At 48.6% G+C, this 24,933-nt stretch carries 23 protein-coding genes; 14 read left to right on the forward strand and 9 right to left on the reverse strand.

Features of this window, described 5'->3' with window-relative positions; all coding sequences use genetic code 11:
• Positions 1-29: 29 nt before the first annotated feature.
• Both uraD and AC5W2J_RS15115 read right to left on the reverse strand, forming a co-directional pair.
• Entirely contained in the window at positions 30-554 is a 525-nt protein-coding gene (gene uraD, locus AC5W2J_RS15110; RefSeq protein ID WP_496060291.1) for a 2-oxo-4-hydroxy-4-carboxy-5-ureidoimidazoline decarboxylase, read from the reverse strand.
• Positions 555-719: 165 nt separating this feature from the next.
• The gene (locus AC5W2J_RS15115; RefSeq protein WP_496060292.1) at positions 720-2,342 is read right to left on the reverse strand and encodes a PucR family transcriptional regulator; all 1,623 of its coding nucleotides are present in this window, start codon (positions 2,340-2,342) and stop codon (positions 720-722) included.
• Positions 2,343-2,514: 172 nt separating this feature from the next.
• Here AC5W2J_RS15115 and allB point away from each other — a divergent pair, with 172 nt between their 5' ends.
• Together allB and ggt are read left to right on the forward strand one after the other, a co-directional pair.
• The gene (gene allB, locus AC5W2J_RS15120) at positions 2,515-3,861 is read left to right on the forward strand and encodes an allantoinase AllB (protein WP_496060293.1); all 1,347 of its coding nucleotides are present in this window, start codon (positions 2,515-2,517) and stop codon (positions 3,859-3,861) included.
• Positions 3,862-3,877: 16 nt separating this feature from the next.
• Positions 3,878-5,488: a gamma-glutamyltransferase gene (ggt, locus tag AC5W2J_RS15125; protein WP_496060489.1), complete on the forward strand. Its 1,611-nt coding sequence runs from the start codon at positions 3,878-3,880 to the stop codon at positions 5,486-5,488.
• 73 nt (positions 5,489-5,561) lie between these two features.
• On the opposite strand, the gene urtE is transcribed toward ggt, so the two are convergent.
• From urtE to urtA, 5 genes are read right to left on the reverse strand one after another with little or no spacing between them, the layout of a single operon-like run.
• A complete protein-coding gene (urtE, locus tag AC5W2J_RS15130; RefSeq protein ID WP_496060294.1) occupies positions 5,562-6,251 on the reverse strand; it encodes an urea ABC transporter ATP-binding subunit UrtE in 690 nt (229 codons plus the stop codon).
• Positions 6,244-7,035 carry an urea ABC transporter ATP-binding protein UrtD gene (gene urtD / locus AC5W2J_RS15135; RefSeq protein ID WP_496060295.1) on the reverse strand — a complete coding sequence of 264 codons (792 nt, stop codon included), beginning with the start codon at positions 7,033-7,035 and terminating at the stop codon, positions 6,244-6,246. Before urtD ends, urtE begins: the two co-directional genes overlap by 8 nt.
• Positions 6,986-8,074: an urea ABC transporter permease subunit UrtC gene (urtC, locus tag AC5W2J_RS15140; RefSeq protein WP_496060296.1), complete on the reverse strand. Its 1,089-nt coding sequence runs from the start codon at positions 8,072-8,074 to the stop codon at positions 6,986-6,988. Before urtC ends, urtD begins: the two co-directional genes overlap by 50 nt.
• A gap of 20 nt (positions 8,075-8,094) precedes the next feature.
• On the reverse strand, positions 8,095-8,997 hold the full coding sequence (urtB, locus tag AC5W2J_RS15145) for an urea ABC transporter permease subunit UrtB (RefSeq protein ID WP_496060297.1): 903 nt from the start codon (positions 8,995-8,997) through the stop codon (positions 8,095-8,097).
• 14 nt (positions 8,998-9,011) lie between these two features.
• The gene (gene urtA / locus AC5W2J_RS15150; RefSeq protein WP_496060298.1) at positions 9,012-10,313 is read right to left on the reverse strand and encodes an urea ABC transporter substrate-binding protein; all 1,302 of its coding nucleotides are present in this window, start codon (positions 10,311-10,313) and stop codon (positions 9,012-9,014) included.
• 259 nt (positions 10,314-10,572) lie between these two features.
• Here urtA and ureA point away from each other — a divergent pair, with 259 nt between their 5' ends.
• The 8 genes from ureA (at position 10,573) to AC5W2J_RS15190 (ending at position 16,981) form a co-directional block, all read left to right on the forward strand.
• Positions 10,573-10,875 (forward strand): urease subunit gamma, encoded by a 303-nt coding sequence (ureA, locus tag AC5W2J_RS15155; RefSeq protein WP_496060299.1) that lies wholly within the window; start codon positions 10,573-10,575, stop codon positions 10,873-10,875.
• A gap of 18 nt (positions 10,876-10,893) precedes the next feature.
• Positions 10,894-11,256 carry an urease subunit beta gene (ureB, locus tag AC5W2J_RS15160; protein WP_496060300.1) on the forward strand — a complete coding sequence of 121 codons (363 nt, stop codon included), beginning with the start codon at positions 10,894-10,896 and terminating at the stop codon, positions 11,254-11,256.
• The gene (ureC, locus tag AC5W2J_RS15165; protein ID WP_496060301.1) at positions 11,256-12,971 is read left to right on the forward strand and encodes an urease subunit alpha; all 1,716 of its coding nucleotides are present in this window, start codon (positions 11,256-11,258) and stop codon (positions 12,969-12,971) included. Before ureB ends, ureC begins: the two co-directional genes overlap by 1 nt.
• An 18-nt stretch (positions 12,972-12,989) precedes the next feature.
• Positions 12,990-13,439: an urease accessory protein UreE gene (locus AC5W2J_RS15170; protein WP_496060302.1), complete on the forward strand. Its 450-nt coding sequence runs from the start codon at positions 12,990-12,992 to the stop codon at positions 13,437-13,439.
• Complete coding sequence (locus tag AC5W2J_RS15175) at positions 13,429-14,103, forward strand: urease accessory protein UreF (RefSeq protein WP_496060303.1); 675 nt, start codon at positions 13,429-13,431, stop codon at positions 14,101-14,103. The genes AC5W2J_RS15170 and AC5W2J_RS15175 overlap by 11 nt, the downstream gene beginning before the upstream one ends.
• An 18-nt stretch (positions 14,104-14,121) precedes the next feature.
• Positions 14,122-14,760 carry an urease accessory protein UreG gene (gene ureG / locus AC5W2J_RS15180; RefSeq protein ID WP_496060304.1) on the forward strand — a complete coding sequence of 213 codons (639 nt, stop codon included), beginning with the start codon at positions 14,122-14,124 and terminating at the stop codon, positions 14,758-14,760.
• The gene (locus AC5W2J_RS15185) at positions 14,750-15,547 is read left to right on the forward strand and encodes an urease accessory protein UreD (RefSeq protein ID WP_496060305.1); all 798 of its coding nucleotides are present in this window, start codon (positions 14,750-14,752) and stop codon (positions 15,545-15,547) included. The genes ureG and AC5W2J_RS15185 overlap by 11 nt, the downstream gene beginning before the upstream one ends.
• 102 nt (positions 15,548-15,649) lie before the next feature.
• Positions 15,650-16,981 carry a TrkH family potassium uptake protein gene (locus AC5W2J_RS15190; RefSeq protein WP_496060306.1) on the forward strand — a complete coding sequence of 444 codons (1,332 nt, stop codon included), beginning with the start codon at positions 15,650-15,652 and terminating at the stop codon, positions 16,979-16,981.
• Between the two features lie 32 nt (positions 16,982-17,013).
• Here AC5W2J_RS15190 and AC5W2J_RS15195 read toward each other — a convergent pair whose 3' ends face one another.
• Both AC5W2J_RS15195 and AC5W2J_RS15200 read right to left on the reverse strand, forming a co-directional pair.
• Complete coding sequence (locus AC5W2J_RS15195) at positions 17,014-17,793, reverse strand: ABC transporter permease (protein ID WP_496060307.1); 780 nt, start codon at positions 17,791-17,793, stop codon at positions 17,014-17,016.
• On the reverse strand, positions 17,786-18,427 hold the full coding sequence (locus AC5W2J_RS15200; RefSeq protein WP_496060308.1) for an ABC transporter ATP-binding protein: 642 nt from the start codon (positions 18,425-18,427) through the stop codon (positions 17,786-17,788). Before AC5W2J_RS15200 ends, AC5W2J_RS15195 begins: the two co-directional genes overlap by 8 nt.
• A gap of 250 nt (positions 18,428-18,677) precedes the next feature.
• On the opposite strand from AC5W2J_RS15200, the gene pcrB reads away from it, so the two are divergent.
• The 4 genes from pcrB (at position 18,678) to AC5W2J_RS15220 (ending at position 24,917) form a co-directional block, all read left to right on the forward strand.
• Positions 18,678-19,364, forward strand: coding sequence for a heptaprenylglyceryl phosphate synthase (pcrB, locus tag AC5W2J_RS15205; RefSeq protein WP_496060309.1), 687 nt, complete (start codon positions 18,678-18,680; stop codon positions 19,362-19,364).
• Positions 19,365-19,440: 76 nt separating this feature from the next.
• On the forward strand, positions 19,441-21,666 hold the full coding sequence (gene pcrA, locus AC5W2J_RS15210) for a DNA helicase PcrA (RefSeq protein ID WP_496060310.1): 2,226 nt from the start codon (positions 19,441-19,443) through the stop codon (positions 21,664-21,666).
• Between the two features lie 20 nt (positions 21,667-21,686).
• Entirely contained in the window at positions 21,687-23,693 is a 2,007-nt protein-coding gene (ligA, locus tag AC5W2J_RS15215; RefSeq protein WP_496060311.1) for an NAD-dependent DNA ligase LigA, read from the forward strand.
• A gap of 36 nt (positions 23,694-23,729) precedes the next feature.
• Positions 23,730-24,917 carry a CamS family sex pheromone protein gene (locus AC5W2J_RS15220; protein ID WP_496060312.1) on the forward strand — a complete coding sequence of 396 codons (1,188 nt, stop codon included), beginning with the start codon at positions 23,730-23,732 and terminating at the stop codon, positions 24,915-24,917.
• Positions 24,918-24,933 lie beyond the last annotated feature (16 nt).

Genomic DNA, 24,933 nt, shown 5'->3' on the forward strand with positions numbered 1-24,933 from the left:
AGAGCCTCCTTTTTACAAGCAAAATGGATTCAGGAAAATGGGCGGCTTTCTTTTTCCTCCGTGAGAAGGCCTTCGAGGCGGAAGCTGGCAATTTTAAAAATTTCCTCCAGTGCCCGGTCCCTTTCTTCTTCTTTTGTCAGATCAACCCGTTCTGCCAGGGAATGATAAATATCCCGCTTGGTTTTATTTTTAACGGCATAAATAAAGGGGAACTCAAACCGTGCCATGTAGAGGGTATTTAATTCATCAAGACGATGCTGTTCTTCCTCGGTTAAGCTCTGGAGGCCGGCGCCATTCTGTTCTGAGACAGAAGCGCTGCTCATTGGTTTGGATGTTCCGAGTACCGGATGGGCGCAGATAAGAGTCGTCTGGGCTTCAAGTGAAGCTTTTTTAACCTGCTGCACCATAGCGCTGTGAAGATCATTCCGGCTGAAAAAAGGGCGATGGGCAGAAGCTCTCTCAGCTACCCAGGGCGAATGTTCATACACATCTTTTAACGCATCAGTGAATCTGCTTTCTGTCATGTCGTTTAGTTCCTGAAGGGTATACCTCATGACTCTGCCTCCTTATGCAGTACAGTCTGCCGCCCCGGCCGTTTTTGATGTAGTGTTATCGTAATGGATAAAGGCGGGTAAGTCATTGGGTGAGATAACTGAATAGTTTAAAAATAATGCGCTGTTTCTCTAAATAAAACGAAAATAGTGTAGATGATTTTCTATTTAATCGACCATGGACAGAGACGCTCTAATACGAAGAGCAAGGCGGAGCCGCAGGGTGATTTCCGGGTCTTTCAGACTTTTGCCAATTAATTCTTCGCATTTCTCCAGCCGGTAGATAACGGTGTTACGGTGAACATAGAGGCGCTTGGCAGTCTCGGAAATATGGCAGTGGGTCTCTAAATACACAGCCAGCGTGTAAAGCAGGGTGGGGTCATCGTTACCGGCCTGACCGAGCTGCTGCATCGTATGAATATAAAATTCTTTTAAGTCTTCTACAGGAATCACACGGAGCAGCTCTGCTACATCTTTCGTCTGGTATGCCTGCACGGATTCAAGGACACCGGACAGCTGACCGGTCTGAAGAGCATCTCTTGCTTCGCGGAAAGCGGTATCAACATCAAGAAACTGATGGGTAATATTGCTGATGCCAAATGATATTGTCCGCTGAAAATAGTTTTTTGTTTCCTGCTGAAGAGACTTGAGAACGCTTGTGATGGCAGGCACTACATCGCCGGTATGTTCATCGGCCTGAAGCAGAATAATAAGCATTTCGCCTTTTATAAACAAGTGGGGAGGAAACGGAAATCCGGGAAGTTCTCCTTGAATAAAATCAAAAACCGCGCTCGTTTCGAGCTGGGACTGGGTAAAGCTTCTCCATTTTTCCTGCCGGTCAACTTTTCCCACGATACAGATATACTTCTCTTCATTCGGAAGGTTAAATTCCTTAGCCCGGTTAATGATTTCTTCCTTTGTTGAAAAAGCACTTTCCAAGTAATTGATAAAAAACTCATTTCTGGCTTTCTGCTGGTGCTGTTTCAGGGCATTTTCCTTTAGACGTTCAAAAGCAATAACGTTGGCCGCCTGTTCCATGGTGAGGACAAGTTCACTGCTGAAGCTGTCCGTTTTTCCAGCAACGGCAAGGTAACTGCACGTGGATTCATGAGTATAAATAGGAAACAGTGTAATCTGTGTATAGGGAGAAGCAAGCAGGGAAAAAGTGGTATGGGTCGTGTTCTCCAGGAAAAACAGATAATTCATTTTGTACAGGGCAGTAAAGGACTCAATAACATCCGGCATCGACTCGGAGGCTGAGACGAGTCTGGCATGATGGTCGAGCATAAACACAGGCTGGTTCACAGTAGCCGCCACACTTATGATGAGGCTCTGCAGGTCTTTGCCGCTGATTATATGGCGGGTAAATGTTTGATGGGCGGATATGGCTTTTTGCAGTTCGGTCGTCCGTGTGTCGAGCATACTGCTGAGAAGGTGAGCTGCAATGGTGCTCAGACTGATGTGGGCCGGCAGATCAATAATCGGAAAGTCAAGCGCATCGGCAAGTGCTACAGCTTCCTGCGGCACTTCATGAAGAAAGCGCTTTGTCTTAATGCCGATGCCTGCGCAGCCTTTGTCGTTCATATGTTGAATAAGATCGGTAAGCAGCGACGAATCATCTTTAAAATGATAGGCGGTCGTTACGAGCAGGTCATGCTCATTCAAGTAGTCCCCGATGTCGGGGGCGTCCATCATACTGACATTGGTAATGGGGCGGTCCTGTCCGTTCCGACCGGCAAGAATGAAGGCTTCTTTAAGCAGCGGAGTCTGGAATAGATGTTTTATTTTCATGCTGTATCGTCCTTTCTATTCTATATATGCTGATTTAGTTACTATATCCAATAATAGGGAAAGAAATTGCCGGAAATGCTAATGATTAATTGTCATAATACCAGTAAAATGAAAGCCATATACAATCATTGTGAAGAAAGCTTACATAAAAACACAAGAGGAGAGATAGTTGATGGACAATTATGATGTAATCATCCGCCGGGGAGAGATTGTGATGCACGATACGGTCGTCACCGCAGATATTGCAATAAAGAACGGGCTCATTGAAAAAATACATCCCGCTATTAAAAACAAAGCCGTTTCTGAAGTCGATGCGCAGGGACTTCACGTCTTTCCAGGAGGTATTGATGTGCATGCCCACTTCAGCGAACCCGGGCGCGAGCATTGGGAAGGTTTTGAAACAGGGGCGGCGATGATGGCCGCCGGTGGAATGACTACATATTTCGACATGCCGCTGAACGGAATACCTTCCACTATTTCTGTAGAGGTGCTCCAGGAAAAGGCGGCAAGAGGCAGACTGAAGTCTGCGGCGGATTTCGGCTTGTGGGGAGGACTTGTTCCTGGCAATGAAGACGAACTGGAAGCGCTGGCAGCTGCCGGTGTCATCGGTTTTAAAGCGTTTATGTCCCCTACAGGAAATAAAGAATTTGAGCGCTCCGATGACGCTGTACTATTTGAAGGCATGCAGAGGATTGCTCCGACAGGCAGGCTGCTGGCTCTGCATTCCGAAAGTGCAGCGATTGTAAACGGGCTGGAGAAGCGGTACAAAGAGCAGACAGACGCGGCTTCTTTTTCTAAAAGCCGGCCGGAAGAAGCGGAAATTGAAGCGGTGAACCGGGCTGTTTCCTACGCCAAAGTAACAAACTGTCCGCTTCATTTTGTGCATATCAGCACAGCGGAAGCGGTAGAAAACATACAGAAGGCGAGGCAGGAAGGAGTGGATGTGACTCTGGAGACATGTCCGCATTATTTATTGTTTACAGAAGAAACGCTCGCTGAAAAAGGAGCGGAAGCTAAATGCGCACCGCCGCTTCGTTCCAAAATCCAGCAGCAGAAATTGATTCAGGTGCTGCTTGAGGGAAAAATTGATATGATCTCCTCTGATCATTCTCCGTGTCCTGCTGACATGAAGGCTACAGACGACATGTTTGCGGCCTGGGGCGGGATCAGCGGGGGGCAGTATACGTTTCTGGCCGTCCTGGAACTGGCGGCGGTCCACAATATAGAACTCCCGCAGGTCGCGCAGTGGCTGGCAGCTGCTCCTGCGGAACGCTTCGGCCTTGCTGGCCGGAAAGGAGAAATTAAAGAAGGAAAAGAAGCGGATCTCGTGCTCGTCAACATGAATAAAGGCTACACCGTTACGAAGGAAAACATGTATATGAAAAACAAACACAGTGCCTATGAAGGCATGACTTTTTCTGCATCGATTGAACAGACTATTCTTGGAGGAAACACCATTTTTCCGGCACCGGCCCAGCCGGTCACAGGCATTGGAAAATGGATTCAGCCTGAATCATAAAAGGAGGATTTGCATGATGACATTTGATGAACTGTACCAGCCTTACCGGACGGCAAGACTTCCGGTATACGCAAAAAACGGAATGGTAGCCGCATCCCAGCCGCAGGCTGCTGACTGCGGCCGGCAGATGCTTGAAAAGGGAGGGAATGCCGTAGACGCGGCGATTGCCGCTGCTGCTGCTCTTACGGTAGTAGAGCCAACATCCAACGGGATAGGCGGGGATGCTTTTGCTCTTGTCTGGATGAAGGAAAAACTGTACGGGTTAAATGCGAGCGGGCGGTCTCCTAAAGCTTTTACATTCGAAAAGCTGAAAGAAAAAGGGCTGACAGACGTGCCGGACCATGGGTTTATTCCAGTGACAGTTCCGGGGGCGCCCGGCGCCTGGGCGGAGCTTTCTGAAGCGTTTGGTGTACTGCCGCTTAAAGAGGTGCTGGCTCCGGCAGTAAAGCTGGCAGAAGAAGGATTTCCCGTCAGTGCGGCAGTCGCAAAGTATTGGAAGCGCGGGGTGCAGTTATTCAGCGACACATTAAAAGGGGCCGAATTTGAGGAATGGTTCCGCATTTTCACGAAAAACGGGCGCGCCCCGCAGGCAGGAGACATATGGACTTTTCCTGATCATGGCCGCACGCTTCGTGATATTGCCGCAACGAAAGCTGCGTCTTTTTATAAAGGGGAGCTGGCCGGGAAGATAGATGCGTTTTCAAAACAGTACGGAGGATTAATCGCAGAAGAAGATCTGAGTGCTTTTCAGGCAGACTGGGTGGATCCTATTTCTGTTTCCTACAAAGGCTATGATGTTTGGGAAATTCCTCCGAATGGCCATGGCTTAAACACTCTTCTGGCGCTGAATATTCTCGAAGAGATGGAGCTGAAGGAAAAAGAATCGCCGGATACCTATCACGTATTGATGGAAGCGATGAAACTCGGCTATACAGACGGCCTGCACTATATTACAGATCCGAAAGACATGAACGTAACGGTGGAGGAGCTGCTGTCTAAAGAGTACGCAGCAGAACGCAGAGAAGCTATCGGTGAAGAAGCGATGCTGCCGAAACCGGGGAAACCGCAAAAGGGAGGAACTGTGTATTTAGCGGCTGCCGATAAAGAAGGAAATATGGTGTCCTATATTCAAAGCAACTATATGGATTTTGGCTCCGGGCTTGTCGTTCCGGGAACGGGGATTAACCTGCAGAATAGAGGGTGTAATTTCAGTATGGATGAACACGCAGTAAATGCAGCAGGGCCCGCTAAACGAACCTATCATACGATTATTCCCGGCTTTTTGACTAAGGACGGCCGGGCAGCAGGAGCCTTTGGCGTCATGGGAGGATTTATGCAGCCTCAGGGGCATCTGCAGGTCTTGACGAGCACCATTGATTTCGGCCTTAACCCGCAGGCAGCGTTGGATGCACCGAGGTGGAGATGGTCGGAAAAGAAAACGATTGAAATTGAACCGTTGTTTCCCGACCATATTGCCCAGGCGCTGGAACGAAAAGGGCATCATATTCGAAAAACAATGGATGAAACCGCCTTTGGACGTGGGCAGGTTATCTGGAAGGATTCGGAAAGCGGAGTGTACATCGGGGGTACGGAATCCCGTGCAGACGGCCATATATCGGTATATTGAAAATAGTTTTTTATTATTATCCGCAGCGCAAAAGAGATTCCCGATAGTTTTCGGGAATCTCTTTTGCGCTTTTTCAAATACTGAGATACTCTTCAAGTTCTTCCTGGATGAGCTCAGGTCCTTCAAACATAATGCGGCCCCGGTCCATTACATAGAAGTAGTCGCCGACAGCACGGGCAAATTCAATATTCTGCTCGACGAGAATCATCGCCGTTTCCGTGTTCTGCTTTAAGTCGATAATCACCTGCTGAATGTCTTCTACAATGTTGGGCTGAATGCCCTCCGCCGGTTCATCAAGCAGAAGAAGGGAAGGTTCGGCTGCAAGCGCACGGCCGATAGCGAGCTGCTGCTGCTGACCGCCGCTTAAATCACCGCCTTTACGGTTTTTCATTTCTTTGAGTACAGGGAAGTAGCTGTAAATGGTTTCAAATATAGTCGTTTTTTTGTTTGGGTTTGCTTCGAGTCCGAGCAGCAGGTTTTCTTCTACGGTCAGGCTTGAAAAGATCTCACGGCCCTGCGGAACGTAGCTCATGCCGGCCCGGGCACGCTTGGCGGGCACGGTTTTTGTAATGTCTTTATCGTTAAATGTTAACCGGCCTTCCTGGACTTTAAGCACACCCATAATCGATTTAATAAGCGTTGATTTGCCAACACCGTTGCGGCCGAGAATACAGATCACCTGGTTTTTATCTGCTTGAATAGAGACGCCGCGCAGAACGGTGCTCTCGTCGTAGGCGGCATCGATGCTTTCCACACTAAGCATGAGCATCGGCTCCTTTGCTGCCGAGGTAAACTTCCCGTACTTTATCGTTTTGCTGGATCTGCTCCATCGTGCCCTCACTGAGGAGGGTGCCTTCATGCATGACGGTTACCTTTTCGGCATACTCACGGACAAAATCCATATCATGTTCTACGACAATAAGAGAGCAGTCCTGCTTTAGTTCCCGGAGAAGGCTGCCTGTTTTTTCTTCCTCTTCTTCGGTCATGCCGGCGATCGGCTCATCGAGCAGAAGCAGTTCCGGCTCCTGCATCATCACCATCCCTATTTCGAGCCACTGTTTCTGGCCGTGAGATAAACCGCCCGCGAGGATATCGCGTTTGCCGGCCAGGCCGATAATTTCGAGCTGACGGTCTATCTTTTCTTTTTCCATTTTTTTCATTTTGGCGCGAAGCATCGAGAATACGCCTTTCTCCTGTTTCATGGCGACTTCGAGGTTTTCCTGCACGGTAAGGTGAGGGAAGATGGAAGGGGCCTGAAACTTCCGCCCGATTCCTTTTCTGGCAATTTCGTATTCTTTTTTATCTTCGAGTGCATAGTTTTTCTGAAAAGTAATGATGCCATCGCTCATTTTTGTCAGTCCGCAGAGGACATCAAGAAACGTAGTTTTTCCAGCACCATTTGGTCCGATAAGAAAGTGGATTTCTTTATCGGCCATACCGAATGAAAAGCGGTTCAATGCGGTGAAATCACCAAATTTCACGAGGACATCCTGGCATTTAAGAATGCTTGTCAGTGGTTGCTCCTGCCTGCTGTTCTGCTTTTTCATGATCAGATAACCTCCGTTTTCTTTTTAGTTTATTTCCAATCGACATCAGGCCTCCGGGCAGGAATACGATAACGACAATGAAGACAAGGCCGATAAAGTATGTCCACAGCTCCGGATACGTTTCACTGAAAAATGTAGTTCCGACATTTGCTAGAATAGCGCCGAATACAGGGCCGAGCAGCGTACCGCGTCCGCCGATGGCAACCCATAGGGCCATCTCAATCGATGGAATAATATCAATCATCGTCGGCGTAATGATGCGGATCTGCAGCACGAACAGCATGCCGGCAAGTCCGGCAATTCCAGCGGATAGAGTGAACACAACCATTTTGTAATACGCTGTGTTGTAACCGGAAAAGCGGAGGCGGTTTTCCCCGTCCCGTATCGCGATCAGCACTTTCCCAAACCGGCTGTTTACGAGCTTGAAGCAGAAGTAAAAGACGGCTGCCAGCACAACGAGGGTAAGAAAGTATAGAAACAGCTGAGTCTGTGGATTGGACAAAGAAAATCCAAAAATTGTGTGTAAGCTGCTCAGTCCGTCCGATCCACCGGTGTAGCGCTGCTGGCTGACAATAAGCGTGACGGTCACGAGTACAAGTGCCTGCGTCAGGATAGTGAAGTATACGCCTTTTATCCGGTTGCGGAACGTAAAGAATCCAAGCAGCGAGGCAATAGCCATTGGTACGAGTACCCCGAGAAGAATAGCTGCCACAGGATTGGAGAGCAGTTCCCAAAGGAAAGGCAGCTCGGTCATCCCGCTCCACATCATAAAGTCAGGGAGCGCACCGCCGGCTGACTCAATCGTGACGTAAACCGCCATAATGTAGGCGCCAAGTCCAAAGAAAATGCCGTGACCAAGGCTTAATATACCGGTATAGCCCCAGACAAGGTCCAGGCCGATGACGAGTATCGCAAAAGCCAGGTAGCGGCCCAGCAGATTTGTATGAAAATCATTAAGTATAAAAGGCAGTACTGCCAATAGGAGAAGCAGTACGGCAAAGATGCCCTGCTTAGTCCCAATCCATTTCGATAATCCCATGTCTTCCCTCCGTTCTTGTATTAATCAAGCTTGCGGGTCCTAAGGTTGAATAAACCATTCGGGCGCCACTGCAGAAATAAGATAATAATCACAAATAACAGCACGCGTCCCATCGACGCATTCGTAAAGTATTCAAAGCCGGTATTAAATACCCCGATACCGAGAGCGGCGATGACGGTGCCGAGAAGCATTCCGACGCCTCCGACTACGACGACCATAAATGCATCAATGATGTAAGCTGTACCCAATGTCGGGCCGATCGGGCCGATTAAGGTAAGGGCCATCCCGGCGATGCCGGCAAATCCCGCCCCAAGAGCAAACGTAGTAGAGTCGACCTGGCGTGTAGAAATACCGACGCTTGAAGCCATATCGCGGTTCTGCATAACAGCACGGATTCTTCTGCCGTTGGATGTTTTGTAAAAGTAATAAAACATAAACAGAACGCAGGCGCTCACAAGCAGGATAATGAAAATCCGTGATTTAGGAAAACTGATTGAAAAGATTTCCACAGCCCCGGATAGCAGGGCCGGGCTCTGCACGCCAACATTGGGAGCGCCGAAAATAGAGCGGGCGGCCTGCTGCAGAATAAGGCCGGCGCCAAATGTGGCAAGCAGGCTGTCAAGAGGCCTGCCGTATAAATGACGGATGACCGTCCATTCGAGGAGCCAGCCGATAAGAGCCGCCGTCAAAAACGCAGCCGGAATCGCTAAAACAAAATACCAGTTAAACATAGATTCAGGCAGGTAATCGATAAACAGGCTCTGCACCACAAACGTGGCGTAGGCGCCAATCATAATCAGTTCACCGTGTGCCATATTAATAACGTTCATTAAACCAAATGTAATAGCCAGACCAAGGGCGATCAGCAGCAGGATAGACCCGAGACTGATGCCGTTGAACAGCTGAGAAATAATACCTTCCACAGTGAGTCCTCCTTTTATTCGTCGGTGAGCACGTCGCTTAAACCGGCTGCCCAATCATATTCTTCCAGATAAGGATCCGGCACTACCGGGTCGCCGGAATTCCAGACTTCTTCAAACTGGCCGTCCGTCTGTACTTCGCCAATCCGTACCGTTTTGCTTACGTGCTGATTGTCTCCATTAATTTCAACTGGACCGCCGGGAGCATCAAAAGTGATACCATCGGCTGCTTCCCGGACCGCGTCCACATCTGTTGTCCCGGCTTCCTCTACGGCTTTCGCCCAGAGATGAACCATGAAATATCCCGCTTCTATCGGATCCCCCGTTACCCGGGAGTCTCCGTAGGTGTCTTTGAAAGACTCTACAAAGGCTTCATTTTCCGGGGTGTCGGTGCTCTGGTAATAGTTCCAGCTGGCGTAGTGCCCTTCAAGCACGTCGGCGCCGATCCCCTGAATTTCCTCTTCCGCTACCGAGACGCTCAATACCGGAATATCCTCCGATGTAATACCGGCATCATACAGCTGTTTAAAAAAAGCAACGTTGCTGTCCCCGTTTAATGTGTTGAAAATAACATCAGGCTCTTCTTCTTTAATGCGGGAAATAATCGTATTGTAGTCTGTATGGCCGAGCGGCGTGTACTGCTCACTTACGATCGTCCCGCCGGCATCATCCACCTGGGATATGACGGCCTGGTTGGCAATACGTGGAAATACATAGTCCGAGCCAAGCAGAAAGATATCATCGCCTTTATTTTCCATCAGCCAGTCAATCGCAGGAGTGATCTGCTGATTGGGAGCGGCGCCCGCATAAAATATGTTCGGGGAAGATTCCATTCCTTCATACTGGACCGGATAAAATAACAGTCCGTTGTTATTTTCGACGACCGGCAGCATCGCCTTTCTGCTGGCCGATGTCCAGCCGCCGAATATAACGGGAACGTCATCCTGCTGAAGCAGTTTGGACGCACGTTCTGCAAATGTCGGCCAGTCGGACGCACCGTCTTCCACAACCGGGACGAGTTCTTTACCGAGGACGCCGCCGGCTTCGTTAATTTCTTCAATAGCGAGCAATTCGGAGTCGCGAACCGACGATTCACTCATCGCCATTGTTCCACTTAAGGAATGAAGAATGCCTACCGGAATCTGATCCTCGTCAACTTCCACTGCTTCTTCCTCGGGATCCGCCTCAGTAGAGGTGCCGGCTTCCCCGCTTGCGGTACTATCTTCTACAGCAGCTTCATCTTCGCCGGAGCATCCGGCGGCTGTTAATAAAGCGGCCATGCTGAGAGCAAGTGCTGTCTTTTTGGGAAAATATAACATTCTATGTAAACCCCCTTAACATGTATGTTTGTAAAAGTAGCATATATACGAGGGGGTTTGGAGGTCATTGTCAGATTACATCACACAGAATTTATTTAGGCAGGTTGCACAAAAGAAGAAAAATTCATGAACAGTTTCTCCTATATAAAGGATGTTAAATAATCTTACATACAGCTTGAAGTTCACATGTGATGATAGGTATAATATCGACGTATAAGAAAGTCTTATGATTCTGAAAATAGTCCAAGGACGTGACAAAATGAAATTGACGCCAACTGAACAAGAGAAGCTGCTTATTTTTATGGCATCTGAACTCGCCAAGCAGCGCAGGGAAAAAGGGCTGAAGCTTAATTATCCGGAAGCCATGGCTATTTTAAGCTCTTTTTTAATGGAGGGCGCAAGAGAAGGAAAGACGGTAGCCCAGCTTATGCAGGAAGGCAAGCATGTGCTTACTGCTGAAGAAGTGATGGAGGGTATTCCCGAAATGATCGACAATGTACAAATTGAAGCAACATTTCCAGATGGAGTAAAGCTTGTGACCGTTCATCAGCCTATCCAATAAGAAAAGGAGGACGTTGTTATGATTCCTGGAGAATATAAATTGAAAACAGAACCGGTCACGATTAATGAAAACCGGCGCACAGCAGCGATCCGCGTAGCCAATCAAGGCGACCGTCCTATACAGGTTGGGTCGCATTTTCATTTTTTTGAAGTGAATCGCAACCTGTTTTTTGATAGAGAACTGGCTGTTGGTATGCGGCTTAACATTTCCTCCGGCTCAGCTGTCCGGTTCGAACCGGGCGAAGAACATGAAGTGGAACTTGTGGAAATCGGCGGACGAAAAGAGGTTTACGGGCTTAACGGACTGACAAACGGCGCCGTGAATCAGCCGGGACAGCTGGCGGCAGCTGCAGAGAAAAAAGGGTTTGGAGGAGAGCGGTAATGGATATTTCAAGAAAAAGCTATGCCGGACTGTACGGCCCGACAACAGGGGACCAGGTCAGGCTCGCAGATACCGATCTTTGGATAGAAGTGGAAAAGGATCATACGATTTATGGAGAAGAAGCAAAATTCGGAGGGGGCAAAGTTCTTCGGGAAGGAATGGGGCAGAGCTCTCGGGCTGTTCGGAACCAGGGAGTCGTGGATTTATTAATTACAAACGCGCTGATTGTCGATTATACCGGTATTTACAAAGCTGATATCGGCGTAAAAGACGGTCGTATTAAAGCCATCGGAAAAAGCGGGAATCCGGATATAATGGACGGCGTCCATCCGGAGCTGACAGCAGGGGCTTCTACAGAAGTGATTGCCGCTGAAGGAATGATCGTTACAGCGGGAGGAATTGATGCCCACATTCACTTTATCAGCCCCCAGCAGATTGATGTAGCGATCTCTTCGGGTGTTACTACCATGCTTGGTGGAGGCACCGGTCCTGCGACAGGTACGAAAGCGACGACCTGCACGCCGGGTGAGTGGAACATTCACCGGATGCTGGAAGCAGCTGAAGGGTTTCCGGTTAATCTGGGCTTTCTGGGCAAAGGAAATGGAGCTTCCCTGGAGCCGCTTGAAGAACAGGTAAGAGCCGGGGCGATCGGCCTGAAGCTTCATGAAGACTGGGGAACAACGCCGGCTGCGATTGATGCTGCGCTTCGCGTAGCGGATGATATGGATGTGCAGGTAGCAATACATACAGATACGCTGAATGAAGCGGGATTTGTAGAAGATACGATCCATGCAATTGCAGGACGCGTGATTCATACGTATCACACGGAAGGTGCGGGCGGAGGCCACGCTCCGGATATTATGAAAATTGCAGGATACCCGAATGTGCTTCCTTCTTCAACCAACCCGACGCGGCCGTTCACCCACAATACAATAGATGAACATTTGGATATGCTGATGGTGTGTCATCATCTGGATCATAACTCCCCGGAGGATGTAGCTTTTGCTGACTCCCGGATCCGGCCGGAAACGATTGCTGCAGAAGATATTCTGCATGATATGGGAGCCCTGAGCATTATATCCTCCGATTCCCAGGCAATGGGGCGGGTTGGGGAAGTAGTTATCCGGACATGGCAGACGGCAGATAAAATGAAAAAGCAGTTTGGCTTTATAGCAGAAGACAAAGCGCAGGGAAATGACAATGAGCGTGCAAAGCGCTATGTAGCCAAATACACGATTAACCCGGCCGTAGCCCATGGTATCAGCCATGAAGTAGGATCGGTGGAACCGGGAAAGTGGGCGGATCTTGTGTTATGGGACCCGGCTTTTTTCGGAGTCAAACCGGAAATCATCATTAAAGGCGGACATATCGCCCACGCTCAGATGGGAGATCCGAATGCGTCTATTCCTACGCCGCAGCCCGTCTTTCAACGCCCTATGTTTGCAAGCTTTGGCCGTGCCCTGTATTCTTCCTGTCTGACATTTGTATCAAAGGCGGCCTATGATGATGGAATAGGAGAAAAACTCAGCCTCCAGAAGAATATCTCCTATGTAAAAAACTGCCGCACGATCGGCAAACAGGATATGAAAGCCAACGATAAAATGCCGAACATTGAAATCGATCCGGAAACCTATGAAGTAAAGGCCGACGGCGTCTTGCTGACGTGCGAGCCCTTGAAAGAAGTGGCGATGGCCCAGCGGTATTTTTTATTTTAAAAAGAGGAGAGACCTGTTATGAAAATCACAAAAATGGCTGGACGATTTAATGAAAAAGATGCTTCTTCCAAAGAAGTGGACTGGCTGGAAGTAGAGTGGGAAGAGCTGGCTAAACGTATTTTAAGAAAAGATACTGCCGCCGGACGGGATATCTCTATTTCCCTGGAGGCGGGTGAGCATCTGGAAACGGGAGGCCTGCTGTATGAAGACGAGAATCTGCAGATTGCCGTCCGCACCACGCTGGAAGATGTATATGTCATCACGCCGGCTTCAATGACGGAAATGGGAAAGGTTGCTTTTGAACTGGGCAACCGTCATACGCCCTGCCTCGTAGAAGACGATAATATAACCGTAAGGTACGACAGCACACTGGAAACGATTTTTAAAGATACAGGAGTTGCCTATAAGCTGGAGCAGAGACGGATTGACCGTCCGTTCAAATATAAAGGCCACGCGCATGCACATTGATTTTTTGAAGCTGATGCAGCTTCATGACAGTGCGTTTCCGATTGGATCGTATACGCAGTCGTTTGGGATGGAAACCTATATTCAGGCAGACTGGATTACAAACGGCGGTGAGCTTCTTGCGTTCTGTGAATCCTACTTGTTTGAAAATGTCGTCTACGGTGATGCCATTATCGTTCAGGAAATTATGAACGGCACCGGGGAAAGCCTTGCTTATGCCGGAGCCGTTGCACACGCTGTGAAAATCGCAAGAGAAACAAAAGAAGCAAGCCTGCGCATGGGCAGCCAGTTTCTGCAGACGGTGGAATCTATAGAAGGGCAGGCGGCGGCCGATGAACTAAAAAGAACGATGGAATCTCATCAGCTGAGACGTCACTACAGTGTCGTCTACGCCCTCTATATGCTGCAGACAAATATTGGCACAAAGGAAGCCGTAACGGGATTTTTGTATTCAACCACGACATCGCTCGTACACAATGCCGTCCGGGCAGTTCCTCTGGGACAGAAAAGCGGCATGCGGACGATTTCCGCGCTTCTTCCTTCCGTCATAAAAGCAGCTGCAGCAGTAGAAGAGCTGTCGCTTGCAGATGTAAGAAATCAGGCGGTTGGCATAGAACTTGCTTCCATGGAACACGAACATATTAAAGTACGCTTATTCAGCTCATAATAAAGGAGAGGTTCAGAAATGAGTCCAGTACGTATTGGAGTGGCGGGTCCTGTGGGATCCGGCAAAACAGCTTTAATCGAACAACTGACAAGAAGAATGCATAAAGATTACTATATAGCCGTTATTACCAACGATATTTACACAAAAGAAGATGCCCAGTTTTTAGCAAAAAACGGCGTGCTTCCGGAAGAGCGCATCATCGGCGTAGAAACGGGCGGATGCCCGCATACGGCTATCCGTGAAGATGCTTCCATGAACTTCGCAGCCATTGATGAACTGAATGAATCATTTCCCGGTCTGGATATCATTTTTGTTGAAAGCGGTGGTGATAACTTATCAGCGACGTTCAGTCCGGAGCTTGTAGACGGGTTTATTTACGTAACAGATGTAGCGGAAGGCCAGGACATCCCCCGTAAAGGTGGACCGGGCGTAGCGCGTTCGGATTTTCTCGTTATCAATAAAAAAGACCTGGCTCCCTACGTCGGGGTGGACCTTGAGATGATGGAACAGGATGCACGCAATGCCAGAGGCAAAAGACCTTTCGTCTTTGCTAACCAAAAAGATGGATCGGGCCTGGATGGGGTTATTTCCTGGATCCGCCATTCGCTGCTGCTCGAAGACGTCAAGCTTGATGCTGAAGTGAAAAGTGGGGCCTGAGACAAGCCTGGCTCTTCAGGGAGAGCTGGATCTTCGGTTTTCACGTAAATCAGGACGCACGATTTTAAAAGATGCCTATCAGTCGCCGCCGCTCAAGGTAAGCCGGATGCTTTATCCGGACAGCCCGGAACGGGCGGTGGCCTACTTAGTGGAGACTTCCGGCGGAATGGTGTCGGGTGATACGTACATCTACCGCATTTATTTGGAAGAAGACGCGGAGGTGACGCTGATTCCCCAGTCAGCGGTAAAAGTATACCCGCAGACGAAAGCGCAGGATACGATTCAGGAATTTTCGGTGAATATAGAAAAGGGAGCCGTTCTCATTCTGCAGCCGGACACATTAATTCCGTATAAAGATGCGTCCTTTACAAGCCGGACCATAGTAAAGATGGACGAGAAGGCCTCAATAATCTGGGGGGAGATACTAACCCCGGGACGGCGGGAACGCCGGGAAGCCTGGCAGTATCAGAAGCTGGATACTTCTTTTACTCTATGGATGGACCAGGAACTTAAATGCCTGGACCGCCTGCGTCTGGAGCCGGATGTTTGTCATCCCCATCATATAGGCGTGTTGGATGGGAGCGACTACTATGCATCATTCTGGGCCGCTGGGGCGGTGGCAGAAAAGATAGAGGCAGAAACGTTCCAACGTTATCTGTCGATTCCGGAAGGAACGCGCGCTGCCGTAACAAAGCCGGAATATAATATTATTCATATGCGGATCCTCTCTTCAGATTTAATAGCATTAAAAAAGCTTTGGCAGCACGCAGCTGCTTATTTTATATAGTCATAAAGACCCATTTACATTTATAGTGAATGGGTCTTTAATATGTATACAATTGACACATCTTTCAAATAGAAAGCATGAGACGAAGAGAGAGGCTGCCTTATGGCATCGTATATGCACCGCCATAAAATTAATATGACACCGCCGCAGATATTAGCGTTGAGTTTTCTGGCGGCTATTGCGGCAGGCACGCTGCTTTTGCTGCTTCCAGTATCCGCGGTTGAACCGGTAAGCTTTACGGACGCTCTATTTACAGCTGTCTCCGCTACGACGGTGACCGGTCTGATTGTGGTGGATACGGGAACCGTGTATACCACTTTCGGCCAGGTAATTATTATGATTTTAATAAAAATAGGCGGGCTCGGGCTGTTAACGGTTGCGATGATGATTGTTATTCTGCTTGGTAGAAAGATTGGACTGAAGGAAAGGCTGCGCATTCAGCAGTCCTTTAATCAAACGTCCATTGGCGGCATCGTTAAGCTCGTGAAAGTGCTGTTTATTTTTTCAGTCAGCATGGAAGCGCTCGCTGCAGCCCTTCTGGCGATTGACTGGGTGCCTGAGTATGGATGGCGGTACGGCTTATTTGCGAGTTTGTTTCATTCTATCTCTGCATTTAACAATGCCGGCTTTTCCCTATGGTCGGACGGCCTTACCAAATACGTTGGGGACCCGCTCGTCAACGTTATTATTACCGGCCTGTTTATTACAGGCGGTATTGGATTTACCGTGCTGTATGACGTAATAGAAAACAAACGGTTCAAGTCGCTGCAGGTTCACTCCAAAATCATGATCATTGGCACGTTGATCGTAAACGCGTCTGCTGCGGTCATCATTTTTCTGCTGGAAACAAATAATCCCGGCACGATGGCTTCTTTATCACTCGGCGATAAAATATGGGCTTCGTATTTCCAGGCGGTTACACCGAGAACGGCTGGATTTAACTCGATCGACATCACGCAGATAGAACCAGGAACGGCTTTATTAATGTCTTTATTGATGTTTATAGGGGGAGGAAGCGCCTCAACCGCTTCCGGCATTAAATTAACCACCTTTGTCGTTATCATCTGGGCGATGATTACTTTTTTTAAAGGGGATGAAGAGCCGGTCCTGTTTAAGCGCTCGATTCCCCAGGCCGTTATTGCCCGCTCGTTTATTATTACGGTGACGAGCCTGATGCTTGTATTTACCGCTCTGTTTTTATTAACGCTCACAGAACAGGCGCCGTTTTTAGTGATCGTATTCGAAGTGTTCTCAGCGTTTGGTACCGTTGGGCTTTCGATGGGGCTGACCTATGAGCTGACGGAGCCGGGCAAATATATTCTGATGCTGCTGATGTTTTTCGGCCGAATCGGCCCGCTTACCATCGTTTTTGCCCTGGCAAGAACGGAAAAATCAAACGTCCGTTATCCAAGAGCGGATATATACACTGGTTAAAAAAATCTCCCGCAGAAACGGGAGATTTTTTTCTATTTCAGCTGGCTGTTTTCCGTGAAAAATACTTTGTACCCCATCCGGGCAAAGATAATAACGGTAAGCGCAACGGCTCCGGTAATGCCGAGCAGAATCGCAATCTGGTATTCAATCGCAGTGACCGGATCGGCGCCTGCTAAAATCTGGCCGGTCATCATGCCGGGAAGAAAAACGATACCCATTCCCACCATGGAATTAATGGTCGGAAGGATGGAGGAATCAAACGACTGATTCACAATTTCCCGGCTGGCCTCTTTTGGATCGGCCCCAAGCATAAGCGCGGCTTCTACCTGCCGGCGCTGGTTTTTCATATTGTCCAGAAGCGTCTGCACCCCTAGTGTCACGCCGGTCATGGAATTGCCGATAATCATTCCGGCAATAGGAATCGTGTAGCGCGGGTCATACCAGGGAGAAAACTGGATGACAATAAAGTTAAAGTAAACCAGGCTGGTCAATGTGCCGACGCTGATAGAGACAGCCACTGCTTTTTTCAGCTCTTTATTCAATGTGCCGCGAACTCTTTTATGAACGTTATGAATAGCAAAAGCCGTCATGAATAATACGACACCAATAGTGAAAAGAGGGTGCGGGTTCTCAAATAAATACATGAGCACATAGCCTACAATAAGGAGCTGAATGGTCATGCGCAGCGTAGCGATAAGAATCTCTTTATCACGCGGTATTTTTCGAATGCGTACGATAACAAGCAGCAGAATAATAAACACATAGGCTGCGAGAAGCTGGTAAATGGTCAGGCTTATCATGCCGTCATCCATTGAGCGCACCTCCCTGCAGCGTATATTGATTAAAGTCGATTAACGTATCAGAAAATGTTTCACCGATAGAACGGGAGTGGGTAACAAAAATAATGGTTTTCTGATGCTGGCGGGCCCAGCTGACAAAACGATCCATCACTTCATGCTCGAGATTGTCATCGAGAGCAGAAGTCGGCTCATCGAGCAGGAGAACCGGGCTGTCCAATACAGCAGCCCTTACGAGCGCGAGCCGCTGCTTTTCTCCTCCGGAAAGAGTTTCCGCTTCGGTTTCCAGGTCTTTAGATAAGTAAAAATCGCTCATAATTAGTTTAATGGCTTCATCTTCAGCGGATGGTTTGCCGGCAAACCGTCGGCCGGCGTTAACATTATCACGTATCGTTTCCCCAAATAAAACCGGGTGCTGGGGAAGCATCGCAACTTCCCGCCTATGCATAACCGGATCAAGCGAAGAAAGGAGGTTTCCATTGTAAGAGATCTCCCCGCGGTCGGCTTCGATCATACGGTTAAGAAGCATTAAAAAAGTAGACTTTCCACTGCCGCTTTCTCCGACAATACAGGTGATGGCACCGCTCTCTATCGTAAGGCTGTCTATTTGCAGGATATCTTTATACTGTACATTTTGGCATGTGAACATAAGCGGCTCCTTTCAGGTATTTATTTTTACATAGAACGAAAAAAGTATAAAGCAGGAACACAAACGTGTCGAACATTCGGCTTTGCACGCAAAGCTCCTGGGACTAAAAGCCGCCGGAAAGAGAAAAGCGGTAAATGATAAGGCTTTCTCTGCAGCGGCGGGTGAAATTATCTTAGGAATATGCGTTTGGTTTTGGTATAATTAATGGCTGAGACTTATTACTTTGAAGCGTGAATTTGGAGGAGCAGAAATGCTTTTATATACAGAATGGCAGCATGTGTTTAAATTAGATCCCGCTAAAGAAATATCGGACGAAAATTTGGAAAAGCTTTGTGAATCGGGAACGGATGCAGTCATCGTAGGCGGAACCGACGGTGTGACGCTTGATAACACGCTCGATCTTCTGGCCAGAATCCGCAGGTATTCGGTCGCGTGTGCCCTGGAGATATCAGAACTCGAGGCAGTAACGCCGGGATTTGATTATTACCTCATTCCGAGCGTGCTGAATGCAGGTGACCCGAAGTGGATCACCGGAGCCCATCACGAAGCGCTTAAAGCACTCGGTCCTCTGATACAATGGGAAGAGATGATTATGGAAGGGTACTGTATCGCCAATCCGGATTCGAAAGCAGCCAGACGCACCGGCGTAAATAACAGCCTGGACGAGGAAGATATTCTGGCCTATGCACAGCTTGCAGACAAGCTGTTCCGCATTCCCGTCTTTTATCTTGAGTACAGCGGAGTACTGGGCCCTGTAGAAACCGTAAAAAAAACCGCCGCAGCATTGGAGCAGGCCCGCTTTTTCTATGGGGGAGGCATCCGGACGAAAGAGGAAGCCGCAGAAATGGCCGCTTTTGCAGACACAATTGTCGTAGGCAATATTATTTATGAAAACATGAAAGCCGCTCTTTCCACAGTGAAAGCAGTAAAAAAATAAAACGATACCAGGGGCAGGTAAATGAAACGGCACGTTTGTTTCAAATCGTTATCCTGATTAATACGGAGGAATCGGCATGCAAAAAGAAATAATTGAAAAAATGCTCGCGGGCATGAACCCCGAACAAAAAGAAGCCGTTCTATATACGGACGGTCCATTGCTTGTAATGGCCGGCGCAGGAAGTGGAAAAACAAGAGTACTAACCCATCGGATCGCATACTTAATGAGAGAAAAGGGCATCCCGCCTTATGCTATTCTGGCGATTACGTTTACGAATAAAGCGGCACGGGAGATGAAGAACCGGGTCGGGAAACTGGTCGGACCGGTAGCGGAAGATATCTGGATGTCCACGTTTCACTCCATGTGTGTCCGCATCCTGCGCAGAGACATCGACCGGCTCGGATACAGCCGCAACTTTTCTATTTTAGATGGTACCGATCAGCTTTCCGTGATCCGCCAGATCCTGAAAGATGAAAATATTGATTCCAAAAAATTCGATGCCCGCAGTATGCTGAGTGTTATTTCATCAAGCAAAAACGTGCTTGAATCTCCGGAAAAGCTGACAGAACGCGCGTATGGCCCGTTTGAAGAAACAGCGGCAAAAGTATACAGCGAATACCAGAAGCGTCTGCGCCGCAACCATGCGCTTGATTTTGACGATCTGATTATGACAACGATCCGTTTGTTCCGTCAGGTGCCGGAAGTGCTGGAATTCTACCAGCGTAAATTTAAGTACATTCATGTAGATGAGTACCAGGATACAAACAAAGCACAGTATACGATCGTGCAGATGCTCGCTGAAAAACACCACAACATCTGTGTCGTAGGGGATTCCGATCAGTCCATTTATAAGTGGCGCGGAGCCGACATTTCAAATATCCTTTCGTTTGAATCCGACTACGAAGAAGCAAAGACGATTCTGCTGGAGCAGAATTACCGCTCCACCAAGAAAATTCTGCAGGCTGCGAATGCGGTGATTACCAATAATGCAGGAAGAAAGCCGAAAAACCTCTGGACCGATAATGATGAAGGCTTAAACATCCGTTATTACCACGCCACGGATGAGCGCGATGAGGCAGCATACATCATCGAAAAAATAAGAGACGAAGTTAACAGCGGGCGCCGCAATTATTCAGATATCGCTATTTTATACCGCACGAACGCCCAGTCGCGGATGATAGAGGAAATGTTTGTGAAATCCAACATTGCCTACAACATGATCGGCGGCACCAAGTTCTATGACAGAAAAGAAATCAAAGATGTGCTCGCATACCTTCGTACGATTGCAAACCCAAATGACGATATCAGCCTTGGACGGATCGTTAACGTGCCTAAACGGGGAATCGGCGCGGCTACCATTGATAAAGTGGCCCATTTTGCTGCAGGAAACGACATCACAATGTTTGATGCGATTCAGGACGCCGACCAGATCGGTCTCGGCGCCAGGGCATCCAAAAAATTAATTGATTTCTCCCGGCAGATGGCAGGCTGGATAGAGATGCAGGAATACCTTTCTGTAACGGAGCTCGTAGAGGAAATCCTGGAAAAAACGGGATACCGTCAGGCACTGAAAGAAGAACAGACAATTGAAGCGCAGAGCCGGATGGAAAACATCGATGAATTTTTATCGGTAACAAAAGACTTTGAAAAAAATGCAGAAGATAAATCACTTATCGGCTTTCTAACCGATCTGGCACTCGTATCCGACATTAATGCACCGGACGAAGAGGAAAAAGAAAAAGGTGCCGTCGTAATGATGACCCTCCACTCTGCAAAAGGACTGGAATTTCCGACCGTGTTTATTACTGGAATGGAAGAAGGGATTTTCCCACACAGCCGTTCGTTGTTTGAAGCAGAGGAGATGGAAGAAGAGCGCCGTCTGGCTTACGTTGGTATTACAAGAGCCGAGCAGGAGCTGTTTATCACCCATGCCAAGATGAGACAGCTGTACGGTAAAACCCAGGCCAACCCTGTATCCCGGTTCATCGGTGAGCTGCCGAAAGAACTGCTTGAAGGCATGGAAGAGGACAAACCATTGACGCCTTCCTTCCAGCAGAAGCTGTCACCGTATGAACGCCGGCGCCAGGCAGCTGTAGCGGATAGAAAGCATACGGTTCAGGCCGAAACCGGCGGATCGGAGCTTGGCTGGAAAGTAGGAGACAAGGCTTCCCATAAAAAGTGGGGAACCGGCACCGTTGTCAGCGTCAAAGGAGACGCCGAGGATATGGAACTGGATATTGCATTTCCTAAAGATGGCATCAAACGGCTTTTAGCCCGATTTGCTCCAATTACAAAGGAATAAGCAAGGAAAGGGAGAAAACGATGCAGCAGGCACAAGCAGAAGAAAAAGCAGCGGAGCTACGCAGGCTGCTTGAGAAATACGGCTACCATTATTATGTGCTCGATGATCCGATTGTTCCCGATTCGGAGTACGACGAGAAATTAAAAGAGCTGGTCGATATAGAAGAAGCATTTCCGGAGCTGCAGACAGAGGATTCACCAACGGTCCGTATCGGCGGACTTCCGCTGGATTCGTTTAAGAAAGTGCAGCATGAGATTCCGATGATGAGCCTGGGCAATGCGTTTAATGAACAGGATCTCCGTGATTTTGACCGGCGCGTCCAGCAGAATTTGGATGAACCGGCCGAATATATCTGCGAGCTGAAGATTGACGGCCTTGCCGTGTCTTTAACGTATGAAAAAGGACGATTTGTACGCGGGGCAACAAGAGGCGATGGCACGACAGGGGAAGATATAACCAATAACCTGCGGACCGTCGGCTCGATTCCGCTCCGCCTGGATAACCGTGTGAATATTGAAGTGCGCGGGGAAGTTTTCATGCCGGAAAAGTCATTTGAGCGGTTAAATGAAGAAAAAGAACAAAACGGCGAAGAGCCATTTGCCAATCCAAGAAACGCCGCTGCGGGTTCACTCCGCCAGCTGGATCCCAAAATCGCAGCAAACCGCAACCTGGACATTTTCCTGTATGCTATTGCCGATGACAAAGGCCTCGGCCTGCCTTCTCATCTGGAGTCGCTGGAATACATGAAGGAACTGGGCTTCAAAACAAACCCAGAGAGCCGGCACTGCCAAACGATCGAAGACGTTATTGCCTATGTGGAAGAATGGGCGGATACCCGGACGGGTCTTTCCTACGAAACGGACGGCATCGTGATCAAAGTCAATTCGCTGTCGCAGCAGCAGAAGCTCGGTTTTACAGCGAAAAGCCCGCGCTGGGCGACGGCTTATAAATTTCCGGCGGAAGAAAAAGTAACGACGCTTGAAGATATTATTCTATCAGTCGGCCGTACCGGCGTTGTGACGCCGACCGCTGTGCTTGAACCAGTCCAGGTGGCAGGAACGACCGTGAAACGGGCCTCGCTTCATAATGAGGATCTGATAAGGGAAATAGATGTCAAGCTGGGGGACAAAGTTATTATCAAAAAAGCCGGCGACATTATCCCGAAAGTCGTTAAGGTGCTCACCGAGCTTAGAACCGGTGAAGAAAAAGATTTCGTCATGCCGATCCACTGCCCGGCATGCGAAAGCGAGCTCGTCCGCCTCGAAGGCGAAGTGGCCAGGCGCTGTATTAATCCGCAGTGTCCGGCCCAGCTGAAAGAAGCCATTATTCATTTCGTGTCCAGAGGAGCGATGAATATCGACGGCCTTGGAGAAAAAGTTGTGCTTCAGCTGTTTCGGCATGAACTCATTCACGGTATTGCGGACTTATACAAGCTGGAAAAAGAAAAGCTGCTGGAACTGGAACGAATGGGCGAAAAATCCGTACAGAATTTACTGGAAGCCATTGAAGCTTCAAAAAACAACTCGATGGAAAAGCTTTTGTTCGGTCTGGGCATTTCTCTTGTAGGCGCAAAAGCCGCCAGAACGCTGGCGGCGGAATTTGAGTCCATGGCCGGTCTGATGAAGGCGTCTAAAGAAGAACTGCTCGCCGTTTTTGAGATTGGTGAAAAGATGGCGGATTCGGTCGTGAATTTTTTCGATAATGAGGAAGCAGTAGAGCTTTTGTCTGAACTAAAGCGCCTCGGCGTTAATATGGAGTACAAAGGACCGAAAAAACAGTCGGCGGTAAAAGAATCACCGCTTAAAGACAAAACCGTCGTGCTTACCGGGAAAATGGAAGACTATTCCCGGAAGCAGGCCCAGGAAATCGTTGAAAAGCTTGGCGGAAATGTGACGGGCAGCGTGAGCCGGAAAACAGATATTCTGATTGCCGGGGAAGATGCAGGTTCCAAGCTGGCGAAAGCGGAAGAATGCTCTGTCGAAGTGTGGAACGAAGCTCGTTTTAAAAAGGAAACGGATGCTGTTTAATAAAGCACGGCCGATTCAAATAGGGAGATGAAAGATATGTGGAGAAAAACAGGCTTGGTCGGAATATCTGCTGTATTGCTGCTCTCCGGATGCCTTCCGGGAATGTCTTCAGATGAAGAAGAAAGCCCGGAGGAAAACCAGGAGGAAGAGGAAACGACAGTAGAAGTCAGCCCTGATATTCCAGGCCTGGATGAATACTACCGCAGCATCCTCGAAGACGGGCAGTATGTGCACGGACAGTCACGCGGATTCAGTACGGAAATGACGTACAATCGTCTGGACCTGGAACGTCTGGAAACGGGCATGCAGGAAATTGCTGTAGATGAATTCAGCCAGGATGATTATTTTTTCCGGGAAGGCCGCTATATTACGAGAGATGAATTAAACAGCTGGCTGAGCCGCCAGGAAGATGCGTCAGATGATGAAGAAGGCAACCCGGACGGCCTAAACCCGGCTCTTGGAGGCGGCGATGATTTTGAAGCCAGGGAAAGTGCTTCGCCAAGAACGCTCTCAAACCTTATCGAGCATAATTACATGGTCGAAGACGGCGGGGATTATGAGCCAGGCGGTGTAATGATCGGCCTTTCCATGAATAGTACGTATTATTTCCGGGAAGAGCTGGACGATGGTTCCTACGGCCCTTGGCTGGAGGAAACGATCGATCGGGAAACGAGCCTGGAGGATGCCGAACGTATAGCCCAGGAGATCACTGAACGCCTTCGCAGTGAAGAGCGCGGGGACGGGGTACTCGAAGATGTACCCATTATGTTTTCGGTTTTCCGGGAAGCTCCAAGGGATGCATCGGTACCGGGTGAATTTATTGCGACCGGGATAGCACAGCCTGGCAACGATGTAGGCAATTGGACTGAGATTGATGAGAACCATTACTTATTCCCTTCCAGTGCAGCCACAGAAGCCCAGCGTTCGGATGCTGAAGCATTCGACTCCTTCCAGGCCGATATTAATAATTTCTTTGAAAACTTTACCGGCGTAGTAGGAGAAGGCTATTACCAGAATGGGGAAATGAGAGAACTAAATATCGAAATTCCTATCCGCTTTTACAGCAAAACAGAAGTTATTGCATTCACCCAGTTTGTAGTAGACCGCATGGAAGCCCGCTTTCCTTCTGAAATGGAAATTGAAATAGAAATTAATTCCACTCAGGGGCAGGAAGCATTAATTGTGAGAGAATCCGGGGAAGATCCTTATACCCATATTTACTAAAAGCCGGCTCCCTGCT

This window comes from Sinobaca sp. SA16-1 (genome assembly GCF_059510515.1).